This is a genomic window from Paraburkholderia sabiae (genome assembly GCF_030412785.1).
Classification (GTDB): Bacteria; Pseudomonadota; Gammaproteobacteria; order Burkholderiales; family Burkholderiaceae; genus Paraburkholderia; species Paraburkholderia sabiae.
In genome coordinates, this window is sequence record NZ_CP125295.1 from 383,236 (window position 1) to 407,158 (window position 23,923).

Below are 23,923 nucleotides of genomic sequence, written 5' to 3' on the forward strand. Positions count from 1 at the left end.
CGCCAAACAGCGGCGCGGCCGGAAAATGCCCGCCACAGGAGGCAGCGGGCTACAGAGACTTGCGCAGATTGACTGCTGGGATCTTCAGTGCTTCGCGGTATTTCGCAACTGTACGGCGCGCCACGACGAAACCCTGTTCTGCCAGCAGTTCGGCAATGCGGCTGTCTGAAAGAGGAGATTTGGTGTCTTCTGCTCCTATCAGTTGCTTGATGAGCGCGCGAATGGCCGTGGAAGAGGCCGCGCCCCCGGTGTCGGTGGATACGTGCGATCCGAAGAAGTACTTAAATTCAAGCGTCCCGAATGGGGTGAGCATGTACTTGCCGGTTGTCACACGCGATACCGTCGACTCGTGTAAACCCAGCGTATCAGCTATTTCCCGCAAAACCAAGGGGCGCATGGCAATTTCGCCGTGGGCGAAAAAGTTCTTTTGACGCTCGACAATTGCCTGCGCGACACGCAGGATCGTCTCGAAACGTTGCTGGATGTTCTTGATCAACCAGCGTGCTTCCTGCAGTTGCTGGCGCAGCGAACCACTGCCCGGATCGCCACGATTGTTACGCAGGATATTCGCGTACAGATGGTTGATCCGCAGCTTGGGCACGACTTCCGGGTTCAGTTCGGCCTGCCAGCCCTGTGCCGTTTTGCGCACCATGATGTCGGGCACGACGTAGTCTGCTTCGGCCTTGCCATAGGCTGCACCAGGGAACGGTTCGAGCGAGCGGATCAGTGCATGTGCATCGCGCAGATCGTCATCGCTGGCCTTCAGGTACTTGCGCAGACGCGTGAAATCACGCGCGGCGAGCAGCTCCAGATGGTGAGCAACGATGTCGAGTGCGAGCGTGCGGGTTGGCGACCCGTCGAGCCGGCACAGCTGCAAACGCAGGCATTCGGACGCCGAACGCGCACCGACGCCAGCAGGGTCGAAGCTGTGCAGCAACGCGAGTGCCGCGTTCAGTTCGTCGGTATCGACTTCGAGTTCTTCGGGCAGGTCGGCGAGTATTTCGTCGAAGGTGGCCGTCAGATAGCCGTCGTCATCGAGCGATTCGATCAGGAACGTGACGAGCGCGCGGTCGCGCGGACTGGCCTGCGTCACGCGAAGTTGAGCAGTCAGGTGATCGCGCAGCGTCGTGGTCGATTCGTGGATTTGCAGCGGCGGCAGATCGTCGTCGTCCGATGCGTTGCCCGAACGGCCGTAGTCGTCCAGATTCCATTGGCTCGAATCGCCGTTTGCATCCGAACTCATGCCGTTGTATTCGTCAACGCCCTGCGGCTCTCCGCCATCCGAGCTTTCACTGGAAGACGTGGACGAAGACGACGGCGGTGCGCTCGACATTTCCTCCGGCGCGGCATTCTGCGCCGTTTGCGCGATGACGGTGCCGTCGGCGGCAACGCGCAACGGACTCGCGATCCAGTCGTCCTCCGCTTCGAGCAGCGGATTCTGGGCGATCGCCATCGAGACTTCCTGTTGCAGTTCAAGCGTAGACAGCTGCAGCAGCCGGATGGACTGTTGCAGTTGTGGTGTCAGCGCAAGATGCTGCGACAGGCGGAGTTGGAGGCTGGCTTTCATGGCAATGTGTGATTCATTGTAGAGAGTTTGCCACGACCGCGATACCTTGCGACACCCGCAAAAACGCGTGTGCATCAGATTTTGGCGCGGACGGTCGTACCACGCGCATAACGCGAGCGATCACGCGCCAGCGTAGCCCGTCAAAATTACTGAACCCTGCTTTTGAAACGGCCCGGAACGAGGGCCGGAGGTCGCGGCTCCACGCGGCGCTCACGCGCCGCGTGCGCGCTTACATGCGGAAGTGTTCGCCCAGATAGACGCGGCGCACGCTCTCATTTTCAATGATGTCGCCGGGCGCGCCCGCTGCGAGCACGCTGCCGTCGCTGATGATGTATGCGTGATCGCAGATACCGAGCGTTTCCCGCACGTTGTGGTCCGTGATCAGCACGCCGATGTTGCGCTGCTTCAGAAACTTCACGATCTTCTGAATTTCCAGCACGGCGATCGGATCGACGCCCGCGAACGGCTCGTCGAGTAGGATGAAGCTAGGATTCGTCGCAAGCGCACGCGCAATTTCCACGCGGCGTCGTTCGCCGCCCGACAGCGAAAGCGCCGGGTTTTCGCGCAGATGCGAAATCTGCAGTTCGTCGAGCAAAGCTTCCGTGCGCGACGCGATCGCGTCTTTCGACAGACGCTTGCCGTCTTCGCCGACTTGCAGCTCCAGCACCGCGCGGATGTTTTCCTCGACGGAAAGCTTGCGGAACACGGACGCTTCCTGCGGCAGATACGACAGGCCGAGCGACGCGCGCTTGTGGATGGGCAGAAGACTGATCGACTTGCCGTCGAGATCGATCTCGCCGGCATCGAGCGGCACGAGACCGACGATCATGTAGAACGACGTGGTCTTGCCCGCGCCGTTCGGGCCGAGCAGGCCGACCACTTCGCCGCTTTTCACGTCGAGCGACACGTCCTTGACGACCGTGCGCGAGCCATAACGCTTCTTCAGATTGCGAACGACGAGCGAACTGCTGGTGCCGGCCGGCTTTCGTTTGGGAAGGGCGGGGGCGCTCACGGCTTGGTGGTTCCTTGTGCCGGGAATTGGTTGGCGGGCTGCAGGGTCGCCGACGGGCCGCTGAGCGGCTGCGCGCCGCCGTTGCGCGGCGACAGCATCGCGCGCACGCGGCCGCTCGGATTGCCCGGGCTGGCGACGTCCTTGCCGGCCTTCGCCGTGTAGAAGTCGTTCTGGCCGTCGTACGTGATCACGCTGCCGTGCACTTCGTCCATGATCGTGTTCGTGCCTTGCAGACGGCGCACGGTCGCGCGCGTCGTCAGCGTGGTGAGATCCTGCTTGCCGTCGTAGTCGATGCGTTCAGCATCACCGTCGATATATTCGTCGACGCCGTCACGTTTCTGACGGAAGTACGCGAGGTTCTTGCCCGTCGACGTGCCCGTTGCATACTGATAGCCCTGCGGATCCTGCGTCACTTCGACGCGATCCGCACGGATCAGGATCGTGCCTTTGGTCGCGACCACGTGGCCCGTGAAGATATTGACCTGCTTGAGGTCGTCGTAAGTCATGTTGTCCGCTTCGATATTGAGCGGTTTGTCCTTGTCGGCACGCTCGGCGTGCGCAAGCGGCGCAAAGCCGGCAAACGGCAAGGCGATCAAAAGTGCCGCAAGTCCGGCGCGGCTTGCACGAAGCGCACGCATGCGGCCGGACTCAAAACGGGGGAACGATTCGTTCATGCAGTCACGCTGGAATGGATTTACCCGGGTTGCTACTGGGAGCCGCCGGAGTCGGCCGGGGCGATGGCGCCGCGCACGTTGCCGAAGAGCTGCATCACCCGGGTGACATTGTTGTAGTTCATGCCGCTGGCCGTCATGATCGACAAGCCGCGCTGAAGTTTAACCGGCTTTTCCGTCTCGATCACATCGTCGTTCACGAGCACGCGGAAATGCGTCGAATCAGCCTGCATTCTCGGGTCGCCGGCGCCCGCGTCGCGCACGATGCGCGCATTGCCGTACAGATCGACGATCGACGCGTCGCCGTTCACCGTGCCCGTGTCGCCCGTTGCCGTGACGACGGGCTTGCCGGGCTGGAACGCGCGGATGGCCGGTTTGGTCAGGTCGCTCACTTCGTCGTCCTCGTAATGAACGAGGGTCGCAGCCGTCAGGCGATATTGCGTCGAGCCCGACTGGTCGAGCTCGGACACCGAGAAGTTATCGGCGAAATAGTCGGGCGTGTGCTGCTTCGGCTTGATGAGGCCTTCGTCCTGATGCGGTCGGGTCGCCTGCAGCAGCCAGTACGTGATGCCGGCGAGCGCCGCCATCGCGACGAGCGGAATCAGCGACGTCCAGCGAAATCTGTTCATCCGACCAGGCCTCGCTGCGTCTCGCCGCGGCATGCGGCTGCGAGCAGTTCGTCGTAGTGGCCCTGCGCGCGCAGCAGCGCGTCGCACACTTCGCGCACCGCACCGTGGCCGCCGCGCGCTTCGCTGACCCAATGCGCACGCGCGATCACTTCGGGATGCGAGTTCGCCGGCGCCGCCGCGAAGCCGACTTTCAGCATGACGGCGAGATCGACCCAGTCATCGCCCATATAGCCGCATTCTTCGGGCGTGAGGCCCGTTTCGTTCAGCAGTTGCTCAAATGCCGCGAGCTTGTGTTCGACGCCCTGATAGACGTGCGTGATGCGCAGATTTTCCGCGCGTTTCGCGACGATGCCCGACTGACGGCCCGTGATGATCGCCGTGTCGATGCCGGCTTCGCGCAGCAGCTTCGCGCCGTGGCCGTCCATCGAGTTGAACGCCTTCATCGTGTCGCCCTGATCGGTAAACAGCAGGCCGCCGTCGGTGAGCACGCCATCGACGTCGAAAATCATCAGCTTCACGCGGCTCGCGCGTTCGGCGGCGGTCAGGGCGGCAGGGGCCATCAGATCACCTTCTTCGAAAACAGATCATGCATGTTGAGCGCGCCGATCAGCTTGCCCGCTTCGTCGACGACGAGCATCTGATTGATCCGGTGGCGCTCCATCAGTTCCACGGCTTCGACGGCGAGCCGGTCGGGACCGATGGTACGCGGACCGTGCGTCATCACGGAGTCGATCGACAGCGCGCGGAAATCGCCGTCGCGTTCGAGCACGCGGCGCAGGTCGCCGTCGGTGAAGATGCCCTTCACCCGCTCGTTTTCATCGACGATAGCCGTCATGCCCATGCGCTTCGCCGTCAGCTGGAACAGCGCGTCGCGCACGGTCGCTTCGGACAGCACCTTGGGAATCTGGTCGCCCGTGCGCATCACGTCGCGCACGTAGGTGAGCAGGCGTCGGCCGAGCGCGCCGCCCGGATGCGAGCGGGCAAAGTCGTCGGCGCCGAAGCCGCGCGCTTCGAGCACGGCGACCGCGAGCGCATCGCCGAGCGCGAGTGCGGCCGTGGTGCTGGCCGTTGGCGCGAGATTATGCGGACACGCTTCTTTTTCGACGCCGCAGTACAGATGCACGTCGGCGATTTTTGCGAGACTCGAACCGGGGCGACCCGTCATCGCGATCATCTTCGCGCCGAGGCGCTTCACCAGCGGCAGAATCGCGACGAGTTCTTCCGATTCGCCGGAATTCGACATGCCGATGAAGACGTCGTCGGCCGTCACCATGCCGAGATCGCCGTGGCTCGCTTCGGCGGGATGCACGAAAAACGCGGGCGTGCCCGTGCTCGCGAGCGTCGCTGCGAGCTTGCGCGCGATATGGCCGGATTTGCCAATGCCGGAAACGACTACGCGCCCACGGCAGCCAAGAATGAAATCGATTGCTTCGACGAATGCGTCGTCGAGATGGTCGCGAAGGGAGCGCACGGCGTCCGCTTCGATGTCGAGCACGTCGCGAGCGAGCGCAAGTGCCCGGTCGCCATTGATTTTCGCTATCATCCGGGGAGTATAGCAAAGGCGCATGTTCGCCGCGCCGGAAACGACCTTTCCGGACATTGCCTTCACGGGCCCCTAAACCTTGCTGCGCGGGCGTTTGCGCGTAGCTTCGCCGACGAACCAGGACGCTCACCCGGATGCGCTTTTGCCGATGATTTCGCCGCTCGAAATGACGCTGTTCCTGCTGCTGGCTTCAGTGGTGGGCGTCGTCGTGTTCCGCTATCTGAACCTGCCGCCGATGCTCGGCTATCTGTCCGTCGGCATCGTGGTCGGGCCGCACGCGTTCGGCATCGTGCCGGACTCGGTCGGCGCGCAGAATCTCGCCGAATTCGGCGTCGTGTTCCTGATGTTCTCGATCGGCCTGGAGTTTTCGCTCGCGAAGCTGCGCGCGATGCGGCGCCTCGTGTTCGGCATGGGCTTGCTGCAGGTGCTCGGCACGATTGCCGTCGCGGTGTCGCTCGGGTTCGTGTTCGAGCGCTGGGTGCACATCTCGTGGCAGGCGAGCGTCGCGCTGGGCGGCGCGCTCGCGATGTCGTCGACGGCCATCGTCAGCAAGATGCTCGCGGAGCGGCTCGAAATCGAAAGCGAGCATGGTCGGAATATCTTCGGCGTGCTGCTGTTCCAGGATCTGGCCGTGGTGCCGCTGCTGATCGTCATCGCGGCGCTCGGCGGCAGTTCGGACGATCTGATGAAGTCGCTCGGCATCGCGTCGATCAAGATCGTGATCGCGCTGTCGCTGCTGCTGATCGTCGGACAGAAGTTCATGACACGCTGGTTCAACGTCGTCGCGCGGCGTCGTTCGCAGGAACTGTTCATCCTGAATCTGCTGCTCGTCACGCTGGGCGCCGCGTTCATCACCGATAAATTCGGCCTGTCGCTCGCGCTCGGCGCGTTCATCGCGGGCATGCTGATCGCCGAAACGCCATACCGCCATCAGGTGGAAGAGGACATCAAGCCGTTTCGCGACGTGCTGCTCGGCCTCTTCTTCGTGACGACGGGCATGCTGCTCAATCCGCGCGTGATCTGGGAGCATCCGCTGATCGTGCTCGCGTTCCTGATCGGCCCGGTGCTGCTGAAAGCGGTGATGATCACGGGCCTCGCGCGGCTGTTCGGCGCGACGCCGGGCGTGGCGATGCGCACGGGTATCGGGCTTGCGCAGGCGGGCGAGTTCGGCTTCGTGCTGCTGAATCTGATTCTCGACAAACACCTCGTCGACGCGACGCTGCTGCAGGCGATTCTCGCCGCGATGCTGCTGTCGATGCTCGCCGCGCCGTTCATGATCCAGAACGCGGACCGCATCGTGCTGCGGCTGTCGTCGACCGAATGGATGATGCAGTCCTTGCAGATGACGCGCATCGCGACGCAAAGCCTCAAGCAGAGCGGCCACGTGATCATCTGCGGCTATGGCCGCGCAGGACAGAACCTCGCGCGCATGCTGGAGCACGAAGGGCTGTCGTACGTCGCGCTCGACCTCGATCCCGATCGCGTGGCGGCGGCTGCGGCGGCGGGCGAATCGGTCGTGTTCGGCGACGCCGGGCGGCGCGAGTCGCTGCTCGCGGCGGGTATTCACCGCGCGGCGACCGTCGCGATCACGTACGCGAACACGCCGTCGGCGCTGCGCGTGCTACATAACATCCACGAACTGGAACCGACGCTGCCCGTGATCGTGCGCACCGTCGACGACAGCGACCTCGAAAAGCTGCTCGCAGCGGGCGCGACGGAAGTGATTCCGGAAATCGTGGAAGGCAGTCTGATGCTCGCGTCGCATACGCTCGTCGTGATGGGCGTGCCGATGCGCCGCGTCGTGCGGCGTGTCGAGGAACTGCGCGACGAGCGCTATAGTCTGTTGCGCGGCTACTTCCACGGCGCCGACGACGTGGAAGACGACGACGGTCACGAGCAGGTGCGGCTACAATCGGTGCCCGTCGACGAAAAGGCCGATGCCGTCGGGCGCACGCTCGAAGAACTCGGGCTGTTCGATCTTGGCGTCGAGGTGACGGCGATTCGCCGGCATGGCATTCGCGGCGTCGAACCCGATCCGTCGACCAAGCTGCGCGCGAGCGACATCGTCGTGCTGCGCGGCCTGCCCGAAGCGCTGGCGGAAGCGGAAGAGCGTCTGTCGAAACATCGGCGGGCGGGCGCGGCGGCGGCCTGACGCTTGCTGTCGTTCTTCACCGTAATTCAAGCGGCGCGCCGTTCCCCACATTCGACGGACGCGCGCAGCATTCAAGCAGTTCACTGGAAATATCAGGGTCTACCGAGACCCGTCTGGAGTCATCATGTCCAAATCGCCCGCGAACCAGCCGTTCGATCCGGCCGAATACATCAACAGCGAGATTCGCACGGTGCCCGACTGGCCGCAGGCCGGCGTGCAGTTCCGCGACATCACGCCGCTTCTGCAAAAGCCGAAAACGCTGCGCGTGCTGATCGATCTGTTCGTGCAGCGTTATATCGACCAGAAGCTCGACTACGTGGCCGGTCTTGACGCGCGCGGTTTCATCATCGGGCCGATTCTCGCGTATGAACTGAACCTCGGCTTCATTCCGATCCGCAAGATCGGCAAGCTGCCGTACAAGACGGTGTCCGAATCGTACGAACTCGAATACGGCTCGGCGACCGTCGAGATTCACGAGGACGCGTGCAAGCCGGGCGACCGCGTCGTGATCGTCGACGATCTGATCGCGACGGGCGGCACGATGATGGCGGGCAAGAAACTGCTCGAACGGCTCGGCGCGACGGTGATCGAAGGCGCGGCGATCGTCGATCTGCCCGACCTGGGCGGCTCGAAGCTGCTGCGCGACGCAGGCTTGCCGCTTTTCACCGTCACGACGTTCGGCGGCCATTGATCTTTTTCACCGAGCTTTGAGCGCGATGCCCAACTTCCTGATTTTCCTCGCGACGTCGCTAGCGATCACGTTCGCGCCCGGCCCCGACAATCTGCAGGTGCTCGCACGCGGCATTTCGCAGGGACGCGCGGCGGGCTTCGTTGCGGCGCTCGGCTTCGCAGCGGGCATTTCGTTTCACACGACGCTCGCCGCGCTCGGCGTCGCGGCCGTGCTGCGCTCGTCGCCCGTCGCGTTCGAAGTCATCAAGCTCGCGGGCGCTGCGTATCTGGTCTGGATCGGCATCAAGGCGCTCACCAGCAAAGGACTCGCGACCGCGCACGAACGCCCGCCGCAGCCGCTCAAGTCGATCTTCCGGCAGAGCGTCATTGGCAACATGCTGAACCCGAAGGTGACGCTGTTCTTCGTCGTGTTCCTGCCGCAATTCGTCGATCCGCATGGCGTGCAAAGCGTCACGCTGCAGATGCTCGAACTGGGCGCGCTGTTCATGCTGCAAACGGTGGTCGTGTTTTCGCTGTTCGGCGTGTGCGCGGGCATGATCGGCGGATGGCTGAAGCGCCGTCCGCGCGCGGGCGTGTGGCTCGACCGGCTGGCGGGCACGACGTTCATCGCAATCGGCATTCGCGTCGCGCTGCGCGATTGAACCGTTCGCGCGCTTCGTTCATCTCGCTGTCTGGAGTTTCCATGTCTTTGCCTTGCATCATCGCCGCGCGCCGTTTCGATCGAGCGTTGCATCTGCCGTTTGTGATCGGCGGCGAGCGCGTCGGCTGGATTCGCGCGAGCGATGTGCCGTTGCTCACGCGCTGGCCCGACGTGTTCGATATCGACGGACAGCGCGTGCTGCTGTCGCCGCAATTCGACTCGGTGAATCTGCGCAGCGCGGCGCTCGGTTCGGTGATCGGCGCGCTCGCAGCGGAAGGCCGCATTCCCGGCTGGCGCGACGAAACCTACGCGATCCGCAATGCATTCGATGCGTCTCCGCTCGCGTATATCGAGCGCGCGGCGTCGCGCTTTTTCGGCACGATGACGTACGCGGTGCATCTGAACGGCGTCGTAGAATACGTGGATCGCGCGCCGCAGTTGTGGATCGCGCGGCGCAGCGAGACGAAGGCCACCGATCCCGGCATGCTCGACAACGTGGTCGCGGGCGGCATCGGCTGGGGTTTCAGCCTGGCCGAGACGATCGTCAAGGAGTGCTGGGAAGAAGCGGGCATTCCGGAAGAGATCGCCGCGCGCGCTGTCGCCGGGCGCACCGCGCACGTGTTGCAGTCGTTGCCCGAAGGCACGCAGGCCGAGCAGATTTTCATCTACGACCTTGCGCTGCCCGAAGACTTCGCGCCGCGCAATCAGGACGGCGAAGTCGGTGAGCATCGGCTGGCGCGTATCGAAGATGTTGCGCAGGCGATCGAAGAGGGCGCGATGACGGTCGATGCCAGTCTCGCGACACTCGATTGCATGCTGCGTCGCCGATGGATCGACGAGGACGCGTGCGAGGGCATCGACGCGCTGTTCGAGCCGCCCGTTCTCGATTGACGCGACAGCACCAGCGAAACACGTTCAAGAGTTCAAGAAACACGCACTGAAGAAGGGAGTCACCGAGGTCATGTCGACCGAACACAGCTTTATTCTCAAACTGTCGTGCGCCGACCGGCCCGGCATCGTTCACGCCGTATCGGGCTTTCTGTTCGAGCGCGGCAGCAACATCCTCGACTCCGCGCAATTCGGCGACAGCCACACGGGCGAATTTTTCATGCGCGTCCACTTCCAGCAGGTAGGCGGCGATCCCGGTATCGACGCGCTGCGTGAGTCATTCGCGACGCTCGCCGAGCAGTTCGGCATGCGCTGGGAACTGCATGACGCGAACGTGAAGCCGCGCGTCGTGATCATGGTGTCGAAGATCGGTCACTGTCTGAACGATCTGCTGTTCCGCTATCGCACGGGACAGCTGAACATCGAGATTCCCGCCATCATCTCGAATCACAAGGAGTTCTATCAGCTCGCCGCGAGCTACGACATTCCGTTCCATCACTTTCCGCTGACGTCGGGCGACACGAAGGCGCATCAGGAAGCGCGCGTGCTCGAAGTGATCGACGAAAGCAAGGCGGATCTCGTGGTGCTCGCGCGGTATATGCAGATTCTGTCGCCGGAACTGTGCGCGCGGCTCCAAGGGCGCGCGATCAACATTCATCACTCGTTCCTGCCGAGCTTCAAGGGCGCAAAGCCGTATTACCAGGCGTTCGATCGCGGCGTGAAGCTGATTGGCGCGACCGCGCATTACGTGACGACGGATCTCGACGAAGGTCCGATCATCGAGCAGGAAGTGGAGCGTGTCGACCACAGCATGACGCCGGATCAATTGACGGCGATCGGCCGCGACGTCGAATGCGTGACGCTGGCGCGCGCGGTGAAGTGGCACGTCGAACACCGTATCGTGCTGAACGGCAGCAAGACAGTCGTGTTCCGCTGATTCGTTTTTTGTTTCGTTAGAAACCGGCGCGTGTCTTGAACGGCAGCGCCGGTTTTTTATTGGTGAAGCGTTATCGCGAGGCCGCGCTTTCCGTCTGCGCCTGAACCACGCGCGCCGATGACTTGCGTGCGCTCGATGCCTGGCGGCGCGCGTTCATCTTCTTCAGCCAGATCAACAGGCCCGTTGCGCTCAGCACGGCGACCATCACGCCGACACAGCTGATCAGAATCCGTCCGCCGAGCCCGAGAATGCGCCCCGAATGCAGCGGGAATTGCGCCTGCATGAACAGATCGCCCGCCGTGCCCTTGCCGGGAATCTGCGCGCCGAGCGGCTGGCCGTTCTGCGCGTTCCAGTACGTCCACGCGTTGCCGAGACCGCCGTCGCCGTGATCGTCGCCGGCGTTGAAATAGCCGATGCCATAGACGTGGAACATCGGCGCGTAGTAAATCGCGCCCGGCGGGGCGTCGATGTGTTTGTCGGTGCGCGCCTGTTCGGCCTGTTTCAGAACCTGTTCGCGCGCGATGGGCGCTTCATCCGGCTTTGCCGTCGGAAGCAAGGAAGGATCGGTGAACGGCGTCGGCGTCAAAGTCGAGAAAAACTTGACGATCGGTTGCACGACGGGCGCCGACAGATTCATCGATACCGACGTCACCGCCATCATCAGCAACAGGCCCCAGATCCACACGCCGCCCGAACGGTGCAGATCGAATGTGAGCGCGTAGCCGCCGCGCCGCACGCGAAACGCGAACGACTTCTTCCATGCTTTCATGCTCGGAAACGACAGCACGAGCGCGATCACGCTATCGAAAATCCACACCATCCCGACGATGCCCATCAGCCACGTGCCGATGTCGATGCCGCCCGTGAACGGCAGGAACAGCGTGTAGTGCAGCTTGTAGATGAACGGCATCAGATTGAGACGCGCGACGGACAGCGCGCCCCATTCGCGGCGGCTCTGGATCGCGCCCGTCGCGGGATCGACGGCGATCTGGTTGAAGTCGAGCGGATACGGCTGGTTCGTCTTCGGATCGACGCGCGGCAGCACCATCATCTGCAGCGCGTGTCCCGGTTCGACGGAAAGCGGCAGATAGGTGACCTGCAAGCGCGGATCGTTGGCTTCGACACGGCGTGCGAGTTCCAGCGACGGCAGCGGCTGCGCGTCGCCGCGCGCGTAGAAGAACGTCGGATTGAGCATCGCGTCGAGTTCGTGATCCCACGCGATCAACGCGCCCGTCAGCCCCGCGACGAACAGAAACAGCGCCGTCCCGATCCCGAACCAGCGATGCAGCCGCACGAGCACGGGCCTCATGCGTGGCTCCCGCCGGAAACGGCGGCCGTGATCGGCGGAAAAATGGCGGACATGACGACGCACTGCCTCTGAATAAGAATGATTCGCATCTTATGGGGTACGCGCCGATGTCGCAAGTGTTTCGTAAGCACGCGCTGAATCCGGCGTGCTGTGTGCCATGCCTTCTTATGCGTCTGCGACAAAATGTCGCGTGTAAACATTTACAGAACACCAACAGTTCCGGCATCATTCGCCCTCGGGTAAATGGGAATGATTCTCATTGAATGATGTTTTTCAAATGAGTTGCCGGGAACAACAATGAAAAAGATGGTCGGAAAAGGGGCGGGTCAGAAGTACGGCAAGAAGGCGCCTGTCATGGGCGCACTGCACGTTGCCGCGATGCTCGCGTTTGCTGCGAGCCACAGCGCGTACGCGCAGTCGGACAGCGCGGGCAACGCGACGAATGCCGCCGCGACATCGGTGGGCGCGACCAGCGATTCATCCGCCGACAAGGCGCTGCCCGTCGTCAAGGTGACGGCCGCGCAGGACTCGCTGCAGCATCTGAACACCGACGTCAACAGCGGCGCGCTCGGCACGCGCACGCAGCTCGACACGCCGTTTTCGACGACCGTCGTTACCAGCGAAGAGTTGCAGGACATGCAGCCGCAAAAGCTCGGCGACGTGTTCGCGCGCGACGCTTCCGTCTCCGACAACGGCAATCCGTACAGCGCATGGGCGACGTATCTGAGCGTGCGCGGCATGCAGCTCGACTGGCAGAACGGCTTCAAGATCGACGGATTGCCGTTCAACAGCTATGGCATCACGATGCCGTACGAACAGCTCGAACGCGTCGAACTGCTGAAGGGGCTGTCCGGCTTCATGTATGGCTTCGGCGCGCCGGGCGGCGTCGTCAATTACGTGACGAAACAGCCGCCGCGCAGCGACACGCCGGTTCGCAGCGTCGACATCGGCTATCGGAACGACGGCGTGTGGAGCGAGCACGCGGACCTCGGCGGCCGCATCGGTCCGAACAGCATGTTCGGCTATCGCTTCAACGCCACGCACGAAGAAGGGCAGACGTACAACGACGGCAACATCCGCCGCGACGCGTTTTCGCTTGCGCTCGACGCCCGCATTACACGCGACTTGACGGCGACGTTCGGCGCGCTGTATCAGGATCAGCATGCCAGCGGCCAGGGCGGTTCGATTTCGACAGCGCAATACGTCGGCACCTCGCTGCCGACGACGGTCAGCGGTTCCACCGACAACCTCGGCAACGCGTCGCAGCACCTGAACACAAATCTGCAGCTGTACACGGCGGGTCTGCACTACAACCTGACGCCTGACTGGACCGCGAGTCTCACGTACAGCTTCAGCAAGAGCTTCCGCGACCGCAACGAGAGCACGTTCTTCCTGCAAGACGCATCCGGCGACTACACGGATTACCGCTTCGCCGGCAAGGAAGGGCATCGTCTGAGCTTGTGGCAGGCGATGGTCGAAGGCAACGTGAAGACGGGACCGTTCCAGCATCAACTGGTGTTCGGCGCGGCGTGGCAGAAGCAGGTGAACGAATACGAAGCGACCAGCGCGTACGAGTTGATCGGCACGGGCAACATCTATTCGCCGAACAACAACACTTTCTACAGCCCCGAAGGCCTCACGACTTATCGAGCCGGCGACATCACGCAAAAAGCGCTGTTCGCCAGCGACACGATCCAGCTGACCGAGCGCTGGTCGGTGCTCGGCGGCGTGCGTTACACGAACTACGAGCAGAACGGCTACACGCTGGCGGGCGCGACGAGTTCGCACTACAGCCAGAGCGGTGTGCTCACGCCTTCCGTCGCGCTGATGTTCAAGCTCGCACCGACGACGACGCTCTACACGAGCTACGTCGAATCGCTCGAAGCGGGTTCGATCGTCGACTTCACGTATGCGAACGCCGGTCAGATGCTCAAGCCGCTGCGCAGCAAGCAGTACGAAGTCGGCGTCAAGACGGAGCAGACGCGCTGGAGCGCGAGCGCGGCGCTGTTCCGCATCGAGCGCGGCGCCGAATACCCGAACAGCGCGAACTTCTACGTGCAGGACGGCGAGTCGATTTTCGAGGGCGTCGAAGCGGGCGCGGACGTGCGGCTCGGCGCGGGCTGGACGGTCGGCGGCGACCTGATGTGGCTGCATACGAAGTACGAGCGCGGTTCGTCGTTCGACGGCAACCGCGTCGCGGGCGCGCCGGGCTTCGTCGCGGCCGGTCACGTGACGTACAACGTGCCGTACGTGCCGGGGCTGAAAGTCGGCGCCGACGCCAAGTTCACGGGCAACACGACCGTGCGTCCCGCGGGCGATCTGAAGGCGGGCGGCTACACGCTCTTCAATGTCGGCGCGACGTATGCAACGAAAATCGGCGGATATGGTGTGACGTTCCGTGCCGCGCTCGACAACATCACGAACAAGCGCTACTGGGAATATCAGTACGCGGACTACATCTCGCCGGGCGATCCGCGCACGGTGTCGCTCAACGCGCGCATCGACTTCTGATCGTCGCGTTCCTCCGTGCTTCGGGAATCGCGGACATGAAAAAGGGCGGCCTCGCGGTCGCCCTTTTTTGTTTGCTGAGCCGTGTGCGTCACACGAGCCGCAGATAGATCAGTTCTCGCTTGATGTACGCATAGAAAATCGGCGCGGCGATCACGCCCGGAATGCCGAACGCGGCTTCCATGATGAGCATCGCGATCAGCAGTTCCCACGCGCGCGCCTCGATCTGTCCGCCGATGATCCGCGCGTTCAGGAAGTATTCGAGCTTGTGGATCAGGATCAGGAAGATCAGCGCCGTCACGGCCGCCGGAAAGCTCACCGACAGCGCGACGGCCACGATCAGCGTGTTCGAGATCAGATTGCCGATCACGGGCAGCAAGCCGACGATGAACGTGAGGATGACCAGCGTCTTCGCCATCGGCAGCGGTGCGTGAAAGAGCGGCAACAGCAGCAACAGGAAGATGCCTGTGAACACCGTGTTGATCGCCGAAATCTTCACCTGCGCGAACACGATGCGGCGGAACGCGTCGGCGAAACGGCCGACGCGCGTGATGAACGCCGTCGACAGTGGCAGCCGCTGCATGTGCCTTTGCGCGCCGACCGCGATGATCGCGCCGATGATCATGCCGATCAGAATGTGCGTGAAAATCCGCGCGGCGTTCTTGCCGCCTTGCGACAACGTGCTCGCGTGCGTCTGCATCAGCACGGCGGCTTTCTCTTTCATCTGCTCGGTGGAAACGGGCAGGTTCTGCGCGATGAATTCCGGCAGACGGCCTCGCGCCTGATCGATCAGCGACATCGCCTGGTCGAGCAGTTTCTGCACACTCGGCACGTCTTTCTCGAAGTGCTCGATCACGGCGACGGTGAAGCCCGTCAGCGCGCCGACGATCACCACAGAGAGAATCACCACCGCGAGCCAGCGCGCGCGCCCGCTCGACATATGCTTTTCGATGCGCGGCGCGAGCGTGTGGACGAGCTGGAACACGAGCATGCCGGCGAGCAGCGCGCCGAGCAGCTTCAGTTCGAGCACCGCCCACATCGCGAGCAAGGCGACGATGTAGCTGCCGATTTCGACCGCCGACAGTTTCGGCAGGCTCATGTCGCTGGTCAGCCTGACCGGGCGAGGGCGCAGATCCTGCACCTGCCCGTCCTCGCGGGCCTGATTACGCTTGGCCATGGCTTTCTATAGTCTCCAACCTCAGGTTTTCACGCTCGGCTTGCGGGCCTTGGCGGTTTTTGCCGCCGCTTTGACCGCGCCTGCCGCTGGCTTCGCTGTCGATGTCGAAGCCGGTTTGGGTGCATCGGCAGCGACGGCCTTTTTCGGCTTTGCTGCTTTTACGGCTGGTTTTGCGGATTCTTCAGCGTCGGCGTCGCCGACAGTTGCTTCAGCTTCTTCCTCATCTGTTTCGGCATCATGTACGAGCGCGCCGGCTGCCTTGTCGCGCTGCAAAAGCGGCGCGAGATAACGGCCGGTAAAACTTGCTTTCGACCTCGCGACCTGCTCCGGCGTGCCTTGGGCGATGATCTGACCGCCGCCGGCGCCGCCTTCCGGGCCCAGATCGATCACCCAGTCGGCAGTTTTTATCACATCGAGATTATGCTCGATGATGACCACGGTATTTCCTTGATCTCGCAACCGATGAATCACTTCGAGCAACAGCGCGATATCGTGGAAATGCAGACCGGTTGTAGGCTCGTCGAGGATATAAAGCGTGCGACCCGTATCTCGCTTGCTCAGTTCCAGGGACAGCTTCACGCGTTGCGCCTCGCCGCCCGACAGCGTGGTCGCCGACTGGCCAAGACGGATATAGCCGAGACCCACGTCCAGTAGCGTCTTCAGCTTGCGCGCGACGACGGGCACGGCCTTGAAGAAGTCGTACGCGTGCTCGACCGTCATCTCCAGCACTTCGCTGATGTTCTGGCCTTTGTAGAGGATATCCAGCGTTTCGCGGTTGTACCGTTTGCCGTGACACACATCGCACGGTACGTACACGTCCGGCAGGAAGTGCATCTCGACCTTCAGCACGCCGTCGCCCTGACACGATTCGCAGCGTCCGCCCTTCACGTTGAACGAGAAGCGGCCCGGATCGTAGCCGCGTTCCTTCGCGGCGGGCACGCCAGCGAACAGTTCGCGGATCGGCGTGAAGACGCCCGTGTAGGTGGCGGGATTCGAGCGCGGGGTGCGGCCGATCGGCGACTGGTCGACGTTGATGACCTTGTCGAAATGTTCGAGGCCTTCGATCGCCTCGAACGGCGACGGCTCCGCCGACGAACCGTACAAGTGCTGCGCGACGGCGTGATAGAGCGTGTCGTTGATGAGCGTCGACTTGCCCGAACCGGACACGCCCGTCACGCAGGTCAGAAGACCCACAGGCAGATCGAGCGTGACGAGCTTCAGGTTGTTGCCGTACGCCTCGATGATGCGCAGATGGCGTTCGTCGGCCTGCTTGCGGTCGTCGGGGAATTCGATGCGGCGCGCGCCCGCGAGATACTGGCCCGTCATCGACGCGGGATCGGCCTGCACTTCGTCGGGCGTGCCTTCGGCGATCACCATGCCGCCGTGCTCGCCCGCGCCCGGTCCCATATCGACGACGTAATCGGCCATGCGGATCATGTCCTCGTCGTGCTCGACGACGATCACCGAATTGCCGAGATCGCGCAGATGCTTGAGCGTCGAAATCAGACGGTCGTTGTCGCGCTGATGCAGGCCGATGGACGGTTCGTCGAGCACGTACATCACGCCCGTCAGCCCCGAGCCGATCTGCGACGCGAGCCGGATGCGCTGCGCCTCGCCGCCCGACAGCGTTTCGGCGCTGCGTTCGAGCGACAGGTAATCGAGCCCGACGTTATTCAGGAACATCAGACGCGCGACGATTTCCTTGATGACCTTGTCGGCGATTTCGCGCTTCGCGCCTTCGAGCCTCAGCGTCTGGAAATAGCCGAGCGTGTCGCGCAGCGGCCAGCCGCTCACTTCGTAGATGCCGCGCGCGTCCTTGTCCGCACCGATGCGCACGTAGCGCGCTTCGCGGCGCAGACGCGTGCCTTCGCACGACGGACACGCCTGATTGTTCTGATACTTCGCGAGTTCTTCGCGCACGGCGACGGAATCCGTCTCGCGATAACGCCGCTCCAGGTTCGGAATGATCCCTTCGAACACATGCTCGCGCACGGACGTACGGCCACGCTCGTTGATGTACGAGAACGGCACCGTCTGCTTGCCCGAACCGTACAGCAGGATGCTGCGCACCTTTTCGGGCAAATCTTCGAATGCCGTATCGATGTCGAATCCGTAGAACGCCGCGAGGCTTTGCAGCATCTGGAAGTAGAACTGGTTGCGCCGGTCCCAGCCCTTCACGGCGCCCGCCGCCAGCGATAGCGACGGATGCGCGACCACCCGCTTCGGATCGAAGAACGTGATCTGGCCGAGGCCGTCACATTCCGGACACGCGCCCATCGGGTTGTTGAACGAGAAAAGCCGCGGCTCCAGTTCCTGCAGCGAGTACGAGCAGATCGGACACGCGAACTTCGAGCTGAACAGATGCTCCTTGTCCGTGTCCATTTCGAGCGCGATCGCGCGGCCGTCGGCGAGACGCAGCGCCGTTTCGAACGATTCGGCGAGACGCTGCTTCGCGTCGGCCCGCACCTTCAGACGGTCGACGACGACGTCGATCGTGTGCTTGTCGTTCTTTTTCAGCTGCGGCAGCGAATCGACTTCATAGATCTTCGCGACGCCTTCGTTGGCCGTACCGCCGCCCGAGCGCACGCGAAAACGGATGAAACCCTGCGCCTGCATGTCCTCGAACAGCTCGGTGTGCTCGCCCTTGCGATTCGCGACGACGGGCGCGAGGATCATAAGCCGCGTGTCTTCGGGCAGCGCGAGCGCGGCGTCCACCATCTGCGAGACGCTTTGCGCCTCGAGCGGAATTTCGTGGTCCGGGCAATACGGCGTGCCGACACGTGCGTAGAGTAGTCGCAGGTAGTCGTGGATTTCGGTGACGGTGCCGACCGTCGAGCGCGGGTTGTGCGAGGTCGCTTTCTGCTCGATGGAGATGGCGGGCGACAAACCTTCGATCAGGTCGACGTCCGGCTTTTCCATCAGCTGCAAAAATTGCCGGGCGTACGCGGACAGGCTCTCCACATAGCGGCGCTGGCCTTCGGCGTAGAGCGTGTCGAAGGCGAGCGACGATTTGCCCGAGCCGGACAGGCCGGTAATCACGACCAGCTTGTGACGCGGCAAGTCGAGATTGACGTTCTTCAGGTTGTGGGTCCGAGCCCCACGGATACGGATTTGTTCCATGAACCGGCGGGAAGAGGAGAAGGCTAAACCTGCTACTATAACGACTTTTCCAGACCGCCGTTACGGCTTCCTGACAGTGCGCAAACGGCTCGCTGACAGGGGCGAAAGCGTCGTTTTTTTGCGGTTCAGCGTTGCGGGAATGGTTCGTAAGTAAGGGCGATTTCCGCCTTCTGCAAGACAGCCGGCAACCCGTTATAAGCTCGGCCAGCGTCAGATGCCGCGCGTGCGTCGTGCATGTGGGCATCGCGCGACTCGCTGCCCGTTCATTCGAAAATCGTTCCCGATGTCCAATCCGTCCGCCACATCTTCACGCATGAGCGCGCCTGAACTGCGCGCGACCGTGTCGCTTGCCGCGATCTTCGCGCTGCGCATGCTGGGCCTCTTCATGATCATGCCCGTCTTCTCGATCTACGCGAAGACGATTCCCGGCGGCGACAACGTGCTGCTGGTCGGCATCGCGCTCGGTGCATACGGCGTGACGCAATCGCTGCTGTACATCTTTTATGGCTGGATTTCCGACAAGGTCGGCCGCAAGCCCGTCATCGCGACTGGTCTGCTGATCTTCGCGCTCGGCAGTTTTGTCGCGGCGTTCGCGCACGACATGACGTGGATCATCGTCGGCCGCGTGATTCAGGGGATGGGCGCGGTGTCGTCGGCGGTGATCGCGTTCATCGCGGACCTGACGGCCGAAGAGCATCGCACGAAGGCGATGGCGATGGTGGGAGGCTCGATCGGCGTGTCGTTCGCCGTGGCGATCGTCGGCGCACCGATTGTGTTCCACTGGCTCGGCATGAGCGGTCTGTTCACGCTCGTCGGCATCTTTTCGATTCTGGCTATCGGCGTCGTGTTGTGGATCGTCCCCGATGCGCCGAAACCCGTGCACGTTCCCGCGCCGTTCCGCGAAGTCCTGCACAACCCGGAACTGCTGCGCCTGAACTTCGGCGTGCTCGTGCTGCACGCGACCCAAACCGCGCTGTTCCTCGTCGTGCCGCGCATCCTCGAATCGGGCGGACTGCCCGTGTCGTCGCACTGGAAAATTTACCTGCCCGTGATGGGCCTCGCCTTCGTGATGATGGTCCCCGCGATCATCGCCGCGGAAAAGCGCGGCAAGATGAAGGCCGTGCTGCTGAGTGCGATTGGTCTTATCCTGATCGGACAGTTACTACTTGGCGTGGCTCCGCATACCATTCTGACTGTGGCCGCGATCCTGTTCGTCTACTTCCTCGGCTTCAATATTCTGGAAGCATCGCAGCCTTCGCTGGTGTCGAAGCTGGCGCCGGGCAATCGCAAGGGCGCGGCAGCCGGCGTGTACAACACCACGCAGTCGATCGGGCTTGCAATGGGCGGCGTGATCGGCGGCTGGCTGCTGAAAGTGGACGGACAGAGCGCGGTTTTCTTTGCCTGTTCTGGGCTCGTGGCGTGCTGGCTTATAATCGCCGCCAGCATGAAACAGCCGCCGCGCAAGGCATAAAGTTTTAGGGCTCGAATTTACAGGCGGCGTGTAACAACGGGGCGCGCTTTCCGGTCACTCTGAAGCGGCCGTGGCGTAGAAGCCATCCAGTGCCGCGTCGCCGGAACGGAATCAACAGGAGAAACTCATGGCATCCGTGAACAAGGTCATTCTCGTCGGCAATCTGGGCGCCGATCCGGAAGTTCGTTATCTTCCGAGCGGCGACGCGGTGGCGAACATCCGCCTTGCCACGACCGATCGCTACAAGGACAAGCAGTCGGGCGAATTCAAGGAAATGACGGAATGGCATCGCATTTCGTTCTTCGGGCGCCTCGCTGAAATCGTGTCGGAGTACCTGAAGAAGGGCTCGTCGGTGTATATCGAAGGCCGTATCCGCACGCGAAAGTACCAGGCGCAAGACGGCACCGAACGTTACTCGACGGAAATCGTCGCTGACCAGATGCAGATGCTCGGCGGCCGCGGCGGTGCGGGCGGCGGCGGTGGTGGTGGCGACGACGGCGGCTACAGCCGTGGCGAATCGATGGAACGCGGCGGCGGCCGCATGTCGGGCGGCGGCGGTGGTGGCCGTGTAGCGGGTGGCGGCGGCGGCGGCGGTCAGAGCCGTCCGAGCGCGCCGGCTGGCGGCGGCTTCGACGAAATGGACGACGATATCCCGTTCTAATCCATCTCCGCGATCAAGACGCCCTGAAGCATCGCGCGTCGAACGAATGCAAAAACACCCCGCCATCGAGCGGGGTGTTTTGTTATGCGCGCGAGAACATGAGCTACATGGCCACATGAGCCGCGCTTGCGGACGATCAGGCCAGTCCGCCATTCGCCCGCAGAATCTGCCCATTCACCCACGCGCCATCCGAACCCGCGAGAAACGCGACCACAGAAGCGATATCCTCCGGCTGGCCAAGCCGTTGCAGCGGCGGCATCTTCGCGAAGGTCTGGATCTGCTCTTCCGTCTTGCCGTCGAGGAACAGCGACGTCGCGACGGGCCCCGGCGCCACCGCATTGACGGTGATGTTGCGACCGCGCAGTTCCTTCGCGAACACGCGCGTGAACGATTCGACGGCGGCCTTCGTCGCGTTGTAGATCGCGTAGCCGGGCATGTTCAGCGCGAGCGTCGTGCTCGAAAAGTTCACGATGCGTCCGCCGCCATTCATCCGCGTCGCCGCTTCGCGCAGCGTGTTGAAGGTGCCGCGCACGTTGATATCGAAGGTTTGCGCGAAGAGCGCGTCGCTGGTGTCGGAAAGCGGCGCCGGCTTCAGGATGCCCGCGTTGTTGACGAGCACGTCGACCCGGCCGAGCTGCTGTTCCGTTGCATCGAACAGGCGGCGCACGTCGTCGGCATTCGAGACATCCGCCTTCACCGCGATCGCTGCCGCGCCTTCCGCCTTCAGTTCGGCGACGAGCGCGTCCGCTTCCTTCGAACTCGCCGCGTAGTTCACGACGACGGCAAAACCGTCGCTGGCGAGGCGCCGCGCGATCGCCGCGCCGATGCCCCGCGAAGCGCCCGTGACGATGGCGACCTGTGCATTCTTGACGTTGTTCATGATCCGATTCCTTGAAGTGGTGAGTTGATGAGAAGGATGATCGGATATCTCACGAAAGAGATAATCAGGCTAAACTTGTTATCATCGTTCCATTCACTTCAACAATGGCTGAAACCCGGCCGCTGCGAGCCGTTCCATGGACCGTTTTCAGGAAATGCAGGTGTTCGTCCGGATCGCCGAGCGGCAGAGCTTCACCCGTGCGGCCGACGATCTGCAGATTCCCCGCGCCACCGTCACGAACCTGATGAAACGCATGGAGGCGCGGCTCGGCGCGCGGCTGCTGGAGCGCACGACGCGCACCGTGCGCCTCACGCACGACGGCGAAGCGTATTACCGCCGCTGCGTGCGCCTGCTCGCCGACATGGACGAAGCCGAGGGTTCGTTTCGCAATGCCGCGCCCAAGGGACTGCTGCGCGTGAACCTGCAGGGCACACTCGCACGGCACTTCATCGTGCCGGCGCTGCCTGAGTTTCTGGCGCGCTATCCGGGCATCGAGCTATATATCGGCGAGGACGACCGGCTGGTCGATCTGGTGCGCGAGGGCGTCGATTGCGTGCTGCGGGCGGGCAATCTGCAGGATTCGTCGATGGTCGGGCGGCGCGTTGCGCGGCTCGAACAGGTGACGGTTGCGAGCCCAAGCTATCTCGAACGATACGGCACACCCGACAGCCCTGACTCGCTCGCGACGCACCGCGCCGTCAACTACATATCGAGCGCGACGGGCAACGCGTTGCCGCTCGAATTCACCATCGACGAACGCGTCGTCGAGATCAATCTGGAGGCGATCGTGTCCGTGACGGGCACCGACCTGTACACCGGCTCGGCTGTCGCGGGGCTCGGTCTCGTGCAGGTGCCGCGCTATCGAGTGCAGAACGAGCTGGCTGCGGACAGCCTCGTCGTCGTGTTGCCCGAATTTCCGCCGCCGCCGATGCCCGTCACCGTGCTCTATCCGCAGAGTCGTCAGTTGTCGTCGCGTGTGCGGGTGTTTGCTCAATGGCTGCGCGAAATCTTCGACGCGGCAGGCGGACTGAACCTCGGTTGAAGCAAACGAAAGCGCACTAAGGCGCCCGATCGAGATGCGCGAGCGCATCGCGCATTGGTTGGCTCGACGAAACGATCGGCCCCGTCAGCGGCGTGTCGAGATCGACGATCACATACACGGCCGACGCGATCGACACCGCGCCCAGCATGATCATCACGAGCGCCAGCGCATTGCGCGGCGCGACGAGGCCAAAGCACAGGAAGATCACCATCAGCCAGAACGTGAGCGTCGTGAGAAACGGCTTGGAGATCGAACTATGCGCTTGTTCGATCAGCGTCCAGCGCGCCTCGATCACACGTTCGAAACGGGCAAGGCACTCGGCCAGCGTGTTCTCCTGATAGCTGTCGGTCGGCTTGAGTTTGCGTACCGCGATGTACGCTGCATTCAGCATGTCGCCGAGCTTCACGTCTTCGAGCTTGTCCTGATTCAGATCGGATGAAATTCTCGGATACTCGCCCGCCGGCGGTTGCTCGCGCGGCCAGGTCGCCGCAATCGCCGCAGCCGTGTACATGCGCAGCAACTCACGCGGACGGTCCGCCTCGGGACCGTACTGGCGCAGAACCGTGTCGAGCTGGATTAGTTCGGCTGCATACGAGCGGAAGTCGTTGCCGACGGTATCGAAGCTGCTTTTCGCCGACGCCGTGAGCAGCCCCAGCACCAGCGCCGCGAAGGTCACGAGCATCGTGATAACCAGCTGGATCAGCTGCATCGTCTCGTGCTTGCGATGCTCCTCGGGCAAGTAAGGCTTGCCGAAAAAACCCACGCCCGTTCCGATCAGCAACAGGACGAATACCACGAGCGTCGACGTTGTCTCTTGCATGAGCGGGGTCCGCGTAGCCATCGCCTCGCTAATGTCTAACAACGCGACGGCGCGGGCAAGCCAGCCGTCCGCCGGATTGTTAAATCAACGGCACGAAACCCACATATCGAGAAGAAAGATCCCGCAAGCATCGCGAGCCTGTGCGCCAGATCAAATTTGCGAACATTTCGCAGGAAAGCCACCACCTGGCCCATAAAGTTTTGGGC

General features: G+C 62.9%; 20 protein-coding genes. 9 read left to right on the forward strand and 11 right to left on the reverse strand.

Annotated elements, in window-relative coordinates; all coding sequences use genetic code 11:
* Positions 1-49: 49 nt before the first annotated feature.
* The 6 genes from QEN71_RS01755 to kdsD all read right to left on the reverse strand — a co-directional run bounded on the left by QEN71_RS01755 (position 50) and on the right by kdsD (position 5,422).
* Positions 50-1,567 carry an RNA polymerase factor sigma-54 gene (locus QEN71_RS01755; protein WP_201651296.1) on the reverse strand — a complete coding sequence of 506 codons (1,518 nt, stop codon included), beginning with the start codon at positions 1,565-1,567 and terminating at the stop codon, positions 50-52.
* A 229-nt stretch (positions 1,568-1,796) separates the two neighbouring features.
* Positions 1,797-2,579, reverse strand: a complete 783-nt coding sequence (lptB, locus tag QEN71_RS01760; RefSeq protein ID WP_201651295.1) for an LPS export ABC transporter ATP-binding protein — start codon at positions 2,577-2,579, stop codon at positions 1,797-1,799.
* Positions 2,576-3,253, reverse strand: coding sequence for a lipopolysaccharide transport periplasmic protein LptA (gene lptA, locus QEN71_RS01765; protein WP_201651294.1), 678 nt, complete (start codon positions 3,251-3,253; stop codon positions 2,576-2,578). The genes lptB and lptA overlap by 4 nt, the downstream gene beginning before the upstream one ends.
* A gap of 32 nt (positions 3,254-3,285) precedes the next feature.
* A complete protein-coding gene (gene lptC, locus QEN71_RS01770) occupies positions 3,286-3,879 on the reverse strand; it encodes an LPS export ABC transporter periplasmic protein LptC (protein ID WP_201651293.1) in 594 nt (197 codons plus the stop codon).
* Positions 3,876-4,439 (reverse strand): KdsC family phosphatase, encoded by a 564-nt coding sequence (locus QEN71_RS01775; protein WP_201651292.1) that lies wholly within the window; start codon positions 4,437-4,439, stop codon positions 3,876-3,878. Before QEN71_RS01775 ends, lptC begins: the two co-directional genes overlap by 4 nt.
* On the reverse strand, positions 4,439-5,422 hold the full coding sequence (kdsD, locus tag QEN71_RS01780) for an arabinose 5-phosphate isomerase KdsD (protein ID WP_201651291.1): 984 nt from the start codon (positions 5,420-5,422) through the stop codon (positions 4,439-4,441). The genes QEN71_RS01775 and kdsD overlap by 1 nt, the downstream gene beginning before the upstream one ends.
* A 148-nt stretch (positions 5,423-5,570) precedes the next feature.
* On the opposite strand from kdsD, the gene QEN71_RS01785 reads away from it, so the two are divergent.
* From QEN71_RS01785 to purU, 5 genes are all read left to right on the forward strand, one after another.
* Entirely contained in the window at positions 5,571-7,574 is a 2,004-nt protein-coding gene (locus QEN71_RS01785) for a cation:proton antiporter domain-containing protein (protein ID WP_201651290.1), read from the forward strand.
* A gap of 124 nt (positions 7,575-7,698) precedes the next feature.
* The gene (locus QEN71_RS01790; RefSeq protein WP_201651289.1) at positions 7,699-8,265 is read left to right on the forward strand and encodes an adenine phosphoribosyltransferase; all 567 of its coding nucleotides are present in this window, start codon (positions 7,699-7,701) and stop codon (positions 8,263-8,265) included.
* A gap of 25 nt (positions 8,266-8,290) precedes the next feature.
* Entirely contained in the window at positions 8,291-8,905 is a 615-nt protein-coding gene (locus QEN71_RS01795; protein ID WP_201651288.1) for a LysE family translocator, read from the forward strand.
* Between the two features lie 41 nt (positions 8,906-8,946).
* Positions 8,947-9,795, forward strand: coding sequence for an NUDIX hydrolase (locus QEN71_RS01800; protein WP_201651287.1), 849 nt, complete (start codon positions 8,947-8,949; stop codon positions 9,793-9,795).
* A gap of 70 nt (positions 9,796-9,865) precedes the next feature.
* Positions 9,866-10,729: a formyltetrahydrofolate deformylase gene (purU, locus tag QEN71_RS01805; protein ID WP_201651286.1), complete on the forward strand. Its 864-nt coding sequence runs from the start codon at positions 9,866-9,868 to the stop codon at positions 10,727-10,729.
* 70 nt (positions 10,730-10,799) lie between these two features.
* On the opposite strand, the gene QEN71_RS01810 is transcribed toward purU, so the two are convergent.
* Positions 10,800-12,038, reverse strand: a complete 1,239-nt coding sequence (locus tag QEN71_RS01810; RefSeq protein ID WP_201651285.1) for a PepSY-associated TM helix domain-containing protein — start codon at positions 12,036-12,038, stop codon at positions 10,800-10,802.
* A 306-nt stretch (positions 12,039-12,344) separates the two neighbouring features.
* On the opposite strand from QEN71_RS01810, the gene QEN71_RS01815 reads away from it, so the two are divergent.
* A complete protein-coding gene (locus QEN71_RS01815; RefSeq protein ID WP_377791204.1) occupies positions 12,345-14,549 on the forward strand; it encodes a TonB-dependent siderophore receptor in 2,205 nt (734 codons plus the stop codon).
* Between the two features lie 88 nt (positions 14,550-14,637).
* On the opposite strand, the gene QEN71_RS01820 is transcribed toward QEN71_RS01815, so the two are convergent.
* Both QEN71_RS01820 and uvrA read right to left on the reverse strand, forming a co-directional pair.
* A complete protein-coding gene (locus QEN71_RS01820; protein WP_201651284.1) occupies positions 14,638-15,723 on the reverse strand; it encodes an AI-2E family transporter in 1,086 nt (361 codons plus the stop codon).
* 21 nt (positions 15,724-15,744) lie between these two features.
* Entirely contained in the window at positions 15,745-18,843 is a 3,099-nt protein-coding gene (gene uvrA / locus QEN71_RS01825; protein ID WP_201651283.1) for an excinuclease ABC subunit UvrA, read from the reverse strand.
* A 283-nt stretch (positions 18,844-19,126) separates the two neighbouring features.
* Here uvrA and QEN71_RS01830 point away from each other — a divergent pair, with 283 nt between their 5' ends.
* Both QEN71_RS01830 and QEN71_RS01835 read left to right on the forward strand, forming a co-directional pair.
* Positions 19,127-20,314 carry an MFS transporter gene (locus tag QEN71_RS01830; RefSeq protein ID WP_201651282.1) on the forward strand — a complete coding sequence of 396 codons (1,188 nt, stop codon included), beginning with the start codon at positions 19,127-19,129 and terminating at the stop codon, positions 20,312-20,314.
* 127 nt (positions 20,315-20,441) lie between these two features.
* Positions 20,442-20,975, forward strand: coding sequence for a single-stranded DNA-binding protein (locus QEN71_RS01835; RefSeq protein ID WP_201651281.1), 534 nt, complete (start codon positions 20,442-20,444; stop codon positions 20,973-20,975).
* Positions 20,976-21,111: 136 nt separating this feature from the next.
* Here QEN71_RS01835 and QEN71_RS01840 read toward each other — a convergent pair whose 3' ends face one another.
* Positions 21,112-21,855 carry an SDR family oxidoreductase gene (locus QEN71_RS01840; protein ID WP_201651280.1) on the reverse strand — a complete coding sequence of 248 codons (744 nt, stop codon included), beginning with the start codon at positions 21,853-21,855 and terminating at the stop codon, positions 21,112-21,114.
* Between the two features lie 136 nt (positions 21,856-21,991).
* Here QEN71_RS01840 and QEN71_RS01845 point away from each other — a divergent pair, with 136 nt between their 5' ends.
* Positions 21,992-22,897, forward strand: coding sequence for a LysR family transcriptional regulator (locus QEN71_RS01845; RefSeq protein WP_201651279.1), 906 nt, complete (start codon positions 21,992-21,994; stop codon positions 22,895-22,897).
* A 16-nt stretch (positions 22,898-22,913) separates the two neighbouring features.
* On the opposite strand, the gene QEN71_RS01850 is transcribed toward QEN71_RS01845, so the two are convergent.
* A complete protein-coding gene (locus QEN71_RS01850) occupies positions 22,914-23,717 on the reverse strand; it encodes a bestrophin-like domain (protein ID WP_201651278.1) in 804 nt (267 codons plus the stop codon).
* Positions 23,718-23,923 lie beyond the last annotated feature (206 nt).

What these genes read in the sequence shown, in the direction of transcription:
- QEN71_RS01800 (WP_201651287.1), top strand. Translation starts at nt 8,947, where the DNA reads ATGTCTTTGCCTTGCATCATCGCCGCGCGCCGTTTCGATCGAGCGTTG.
- kdsD (WP_201651291.1), bottom strand. Translation starts at nt 5,422, where the DNA reads ATGATAGCGAAAATCAATGGCGACCGGGCACTTGCGCTCGCTCGCGAC.
- QEN71_RS01810 (WP_201651285.1), bottom strand. Translation starts at nt 12,038, where the DNA reads ATGAGGCCCGTGCTCGTGCGGCTGCATCGCTGGTTCGGGATCGGGACG.
- lptA (WP_201651294.1), bottom strand. Translation starts at nt 3,253, where the DNA reads ATGAACGAATCGTTCCCCCGTTTTGAGTCCGGCCGCATGCGTGCGCTT.
- QEN71_RS01835 (WP_201651281.1), top strand. Translation starts at nt 20,442, where the DNA reads ATGGCATCCGTGAACAAGGTCATTCTCGTCGGCAATCTGGGCGCCGAT.
- lptC (WP_201651293.1), bottom strand. Translation starts at nt 3,879, where the DNA reads ATGAACAGATTTCGCTGGACGTCGCTGATTCCGCTCGTCGCGATGGCG.
- uvrA (WP_201651283.1), bottom strand. Translation starts at nt 18,843, where the DNA reads ATGGAACAAATCCGTATCCGTGGGGCTCGGACCCACAACCTGAAGAAC.
- QEN71_RS01790 (WP_201651289.1), top strand. Translation starts at nt 7,699, where the DNA reads ATGTCCAAATCGCCCGCGAACCAGCCGTTCGATCCGGCCGAATACATC.
- QEN71_RS01845 (WP_201651279.1), top strand. Translation starts at nt 21,992, where the DNA reads ATGGACCGTTTTCAGGAAATGCAGGTGTTCGTCCGGATCGCCGAGCGG.
- purU (WP_201651286.1), top strand. Translation starts at nt 9,866, where the DNA reads ATGTCGACCGAACACAGCTTTATTCTCAAACTGTCGTGCGCCGACCGG.
- QEN71_RS01775 (WP_201651292.1), bottom strand. Translation starts at nt 4,439, where the DNA reads ATGGCCCCTGCCGCCCTGACCGCCGCCGAACGCGCGAGCCGCGTGAAG.
- QEN71_RS01815 (WP_377791204.1), top strand. Translation starts at nt 12,345, where the DNA reads ATGGTCGGAAAAGGGGCGGGTCAGAAGTACGGCAAGAAGGCGCCTGTC.
- QEN71_RS01850 (WP_201651278.1), bottom strand. Translation starts at nt 23,717, where the DNA reads ATGCAAGAGACAACGTCGACGCTCGTGGTATTCGTCCTGTTGCTGATC.
- QEN71_RS01820 (WP_201651284.1), bottom strand. Translation starts at nt 15,723, where the DNA reads ATGGCCAAGCGTAATCAGGCCCGCGAGGACGGGCAGGTGCAGGATCTG.
- QEN71_RS01755 (WP_201651296.1), bottom strand. Translation starts at nt 1,567, where the DNA reads ATGAAAGCCAGCCTCCAACTCCGCCTGTCGCAGCATCTTGCGCTGACA.
- QEN71_RS01830 (WP_201651282.1), top strand. Translation starts at nt 19,127, where the DNA reads ATGTCCAATCCGTCCGCCACATCTTCACGCATGAGCGCGCCTGAACTG.
- QEN71_RS01785 (WP_201651290.1), top strand. Translation starts at nt 5,571, where the DNA reads ATGATTTCGCCGCTCGAAATGACGCTGTTCCTGCTGCTGGCTTCAGTG.
- QEN71_RS01840 (WP_201651280.1), bottom strand. Translation starts at nt 21,855, where the DNA reads ATGAACAACGTCAAGAATGCACAGGTCGCCATCGTCACGGGCGCTTCG.
- QEN71_RS01795 (WP_201651288.1), top strand. Translation starts at nt 8,291, where the DNA reads ATGCCCAACTTCCTGATTTTCCTCGCGACGTCGCTAGCGATCACGTTC.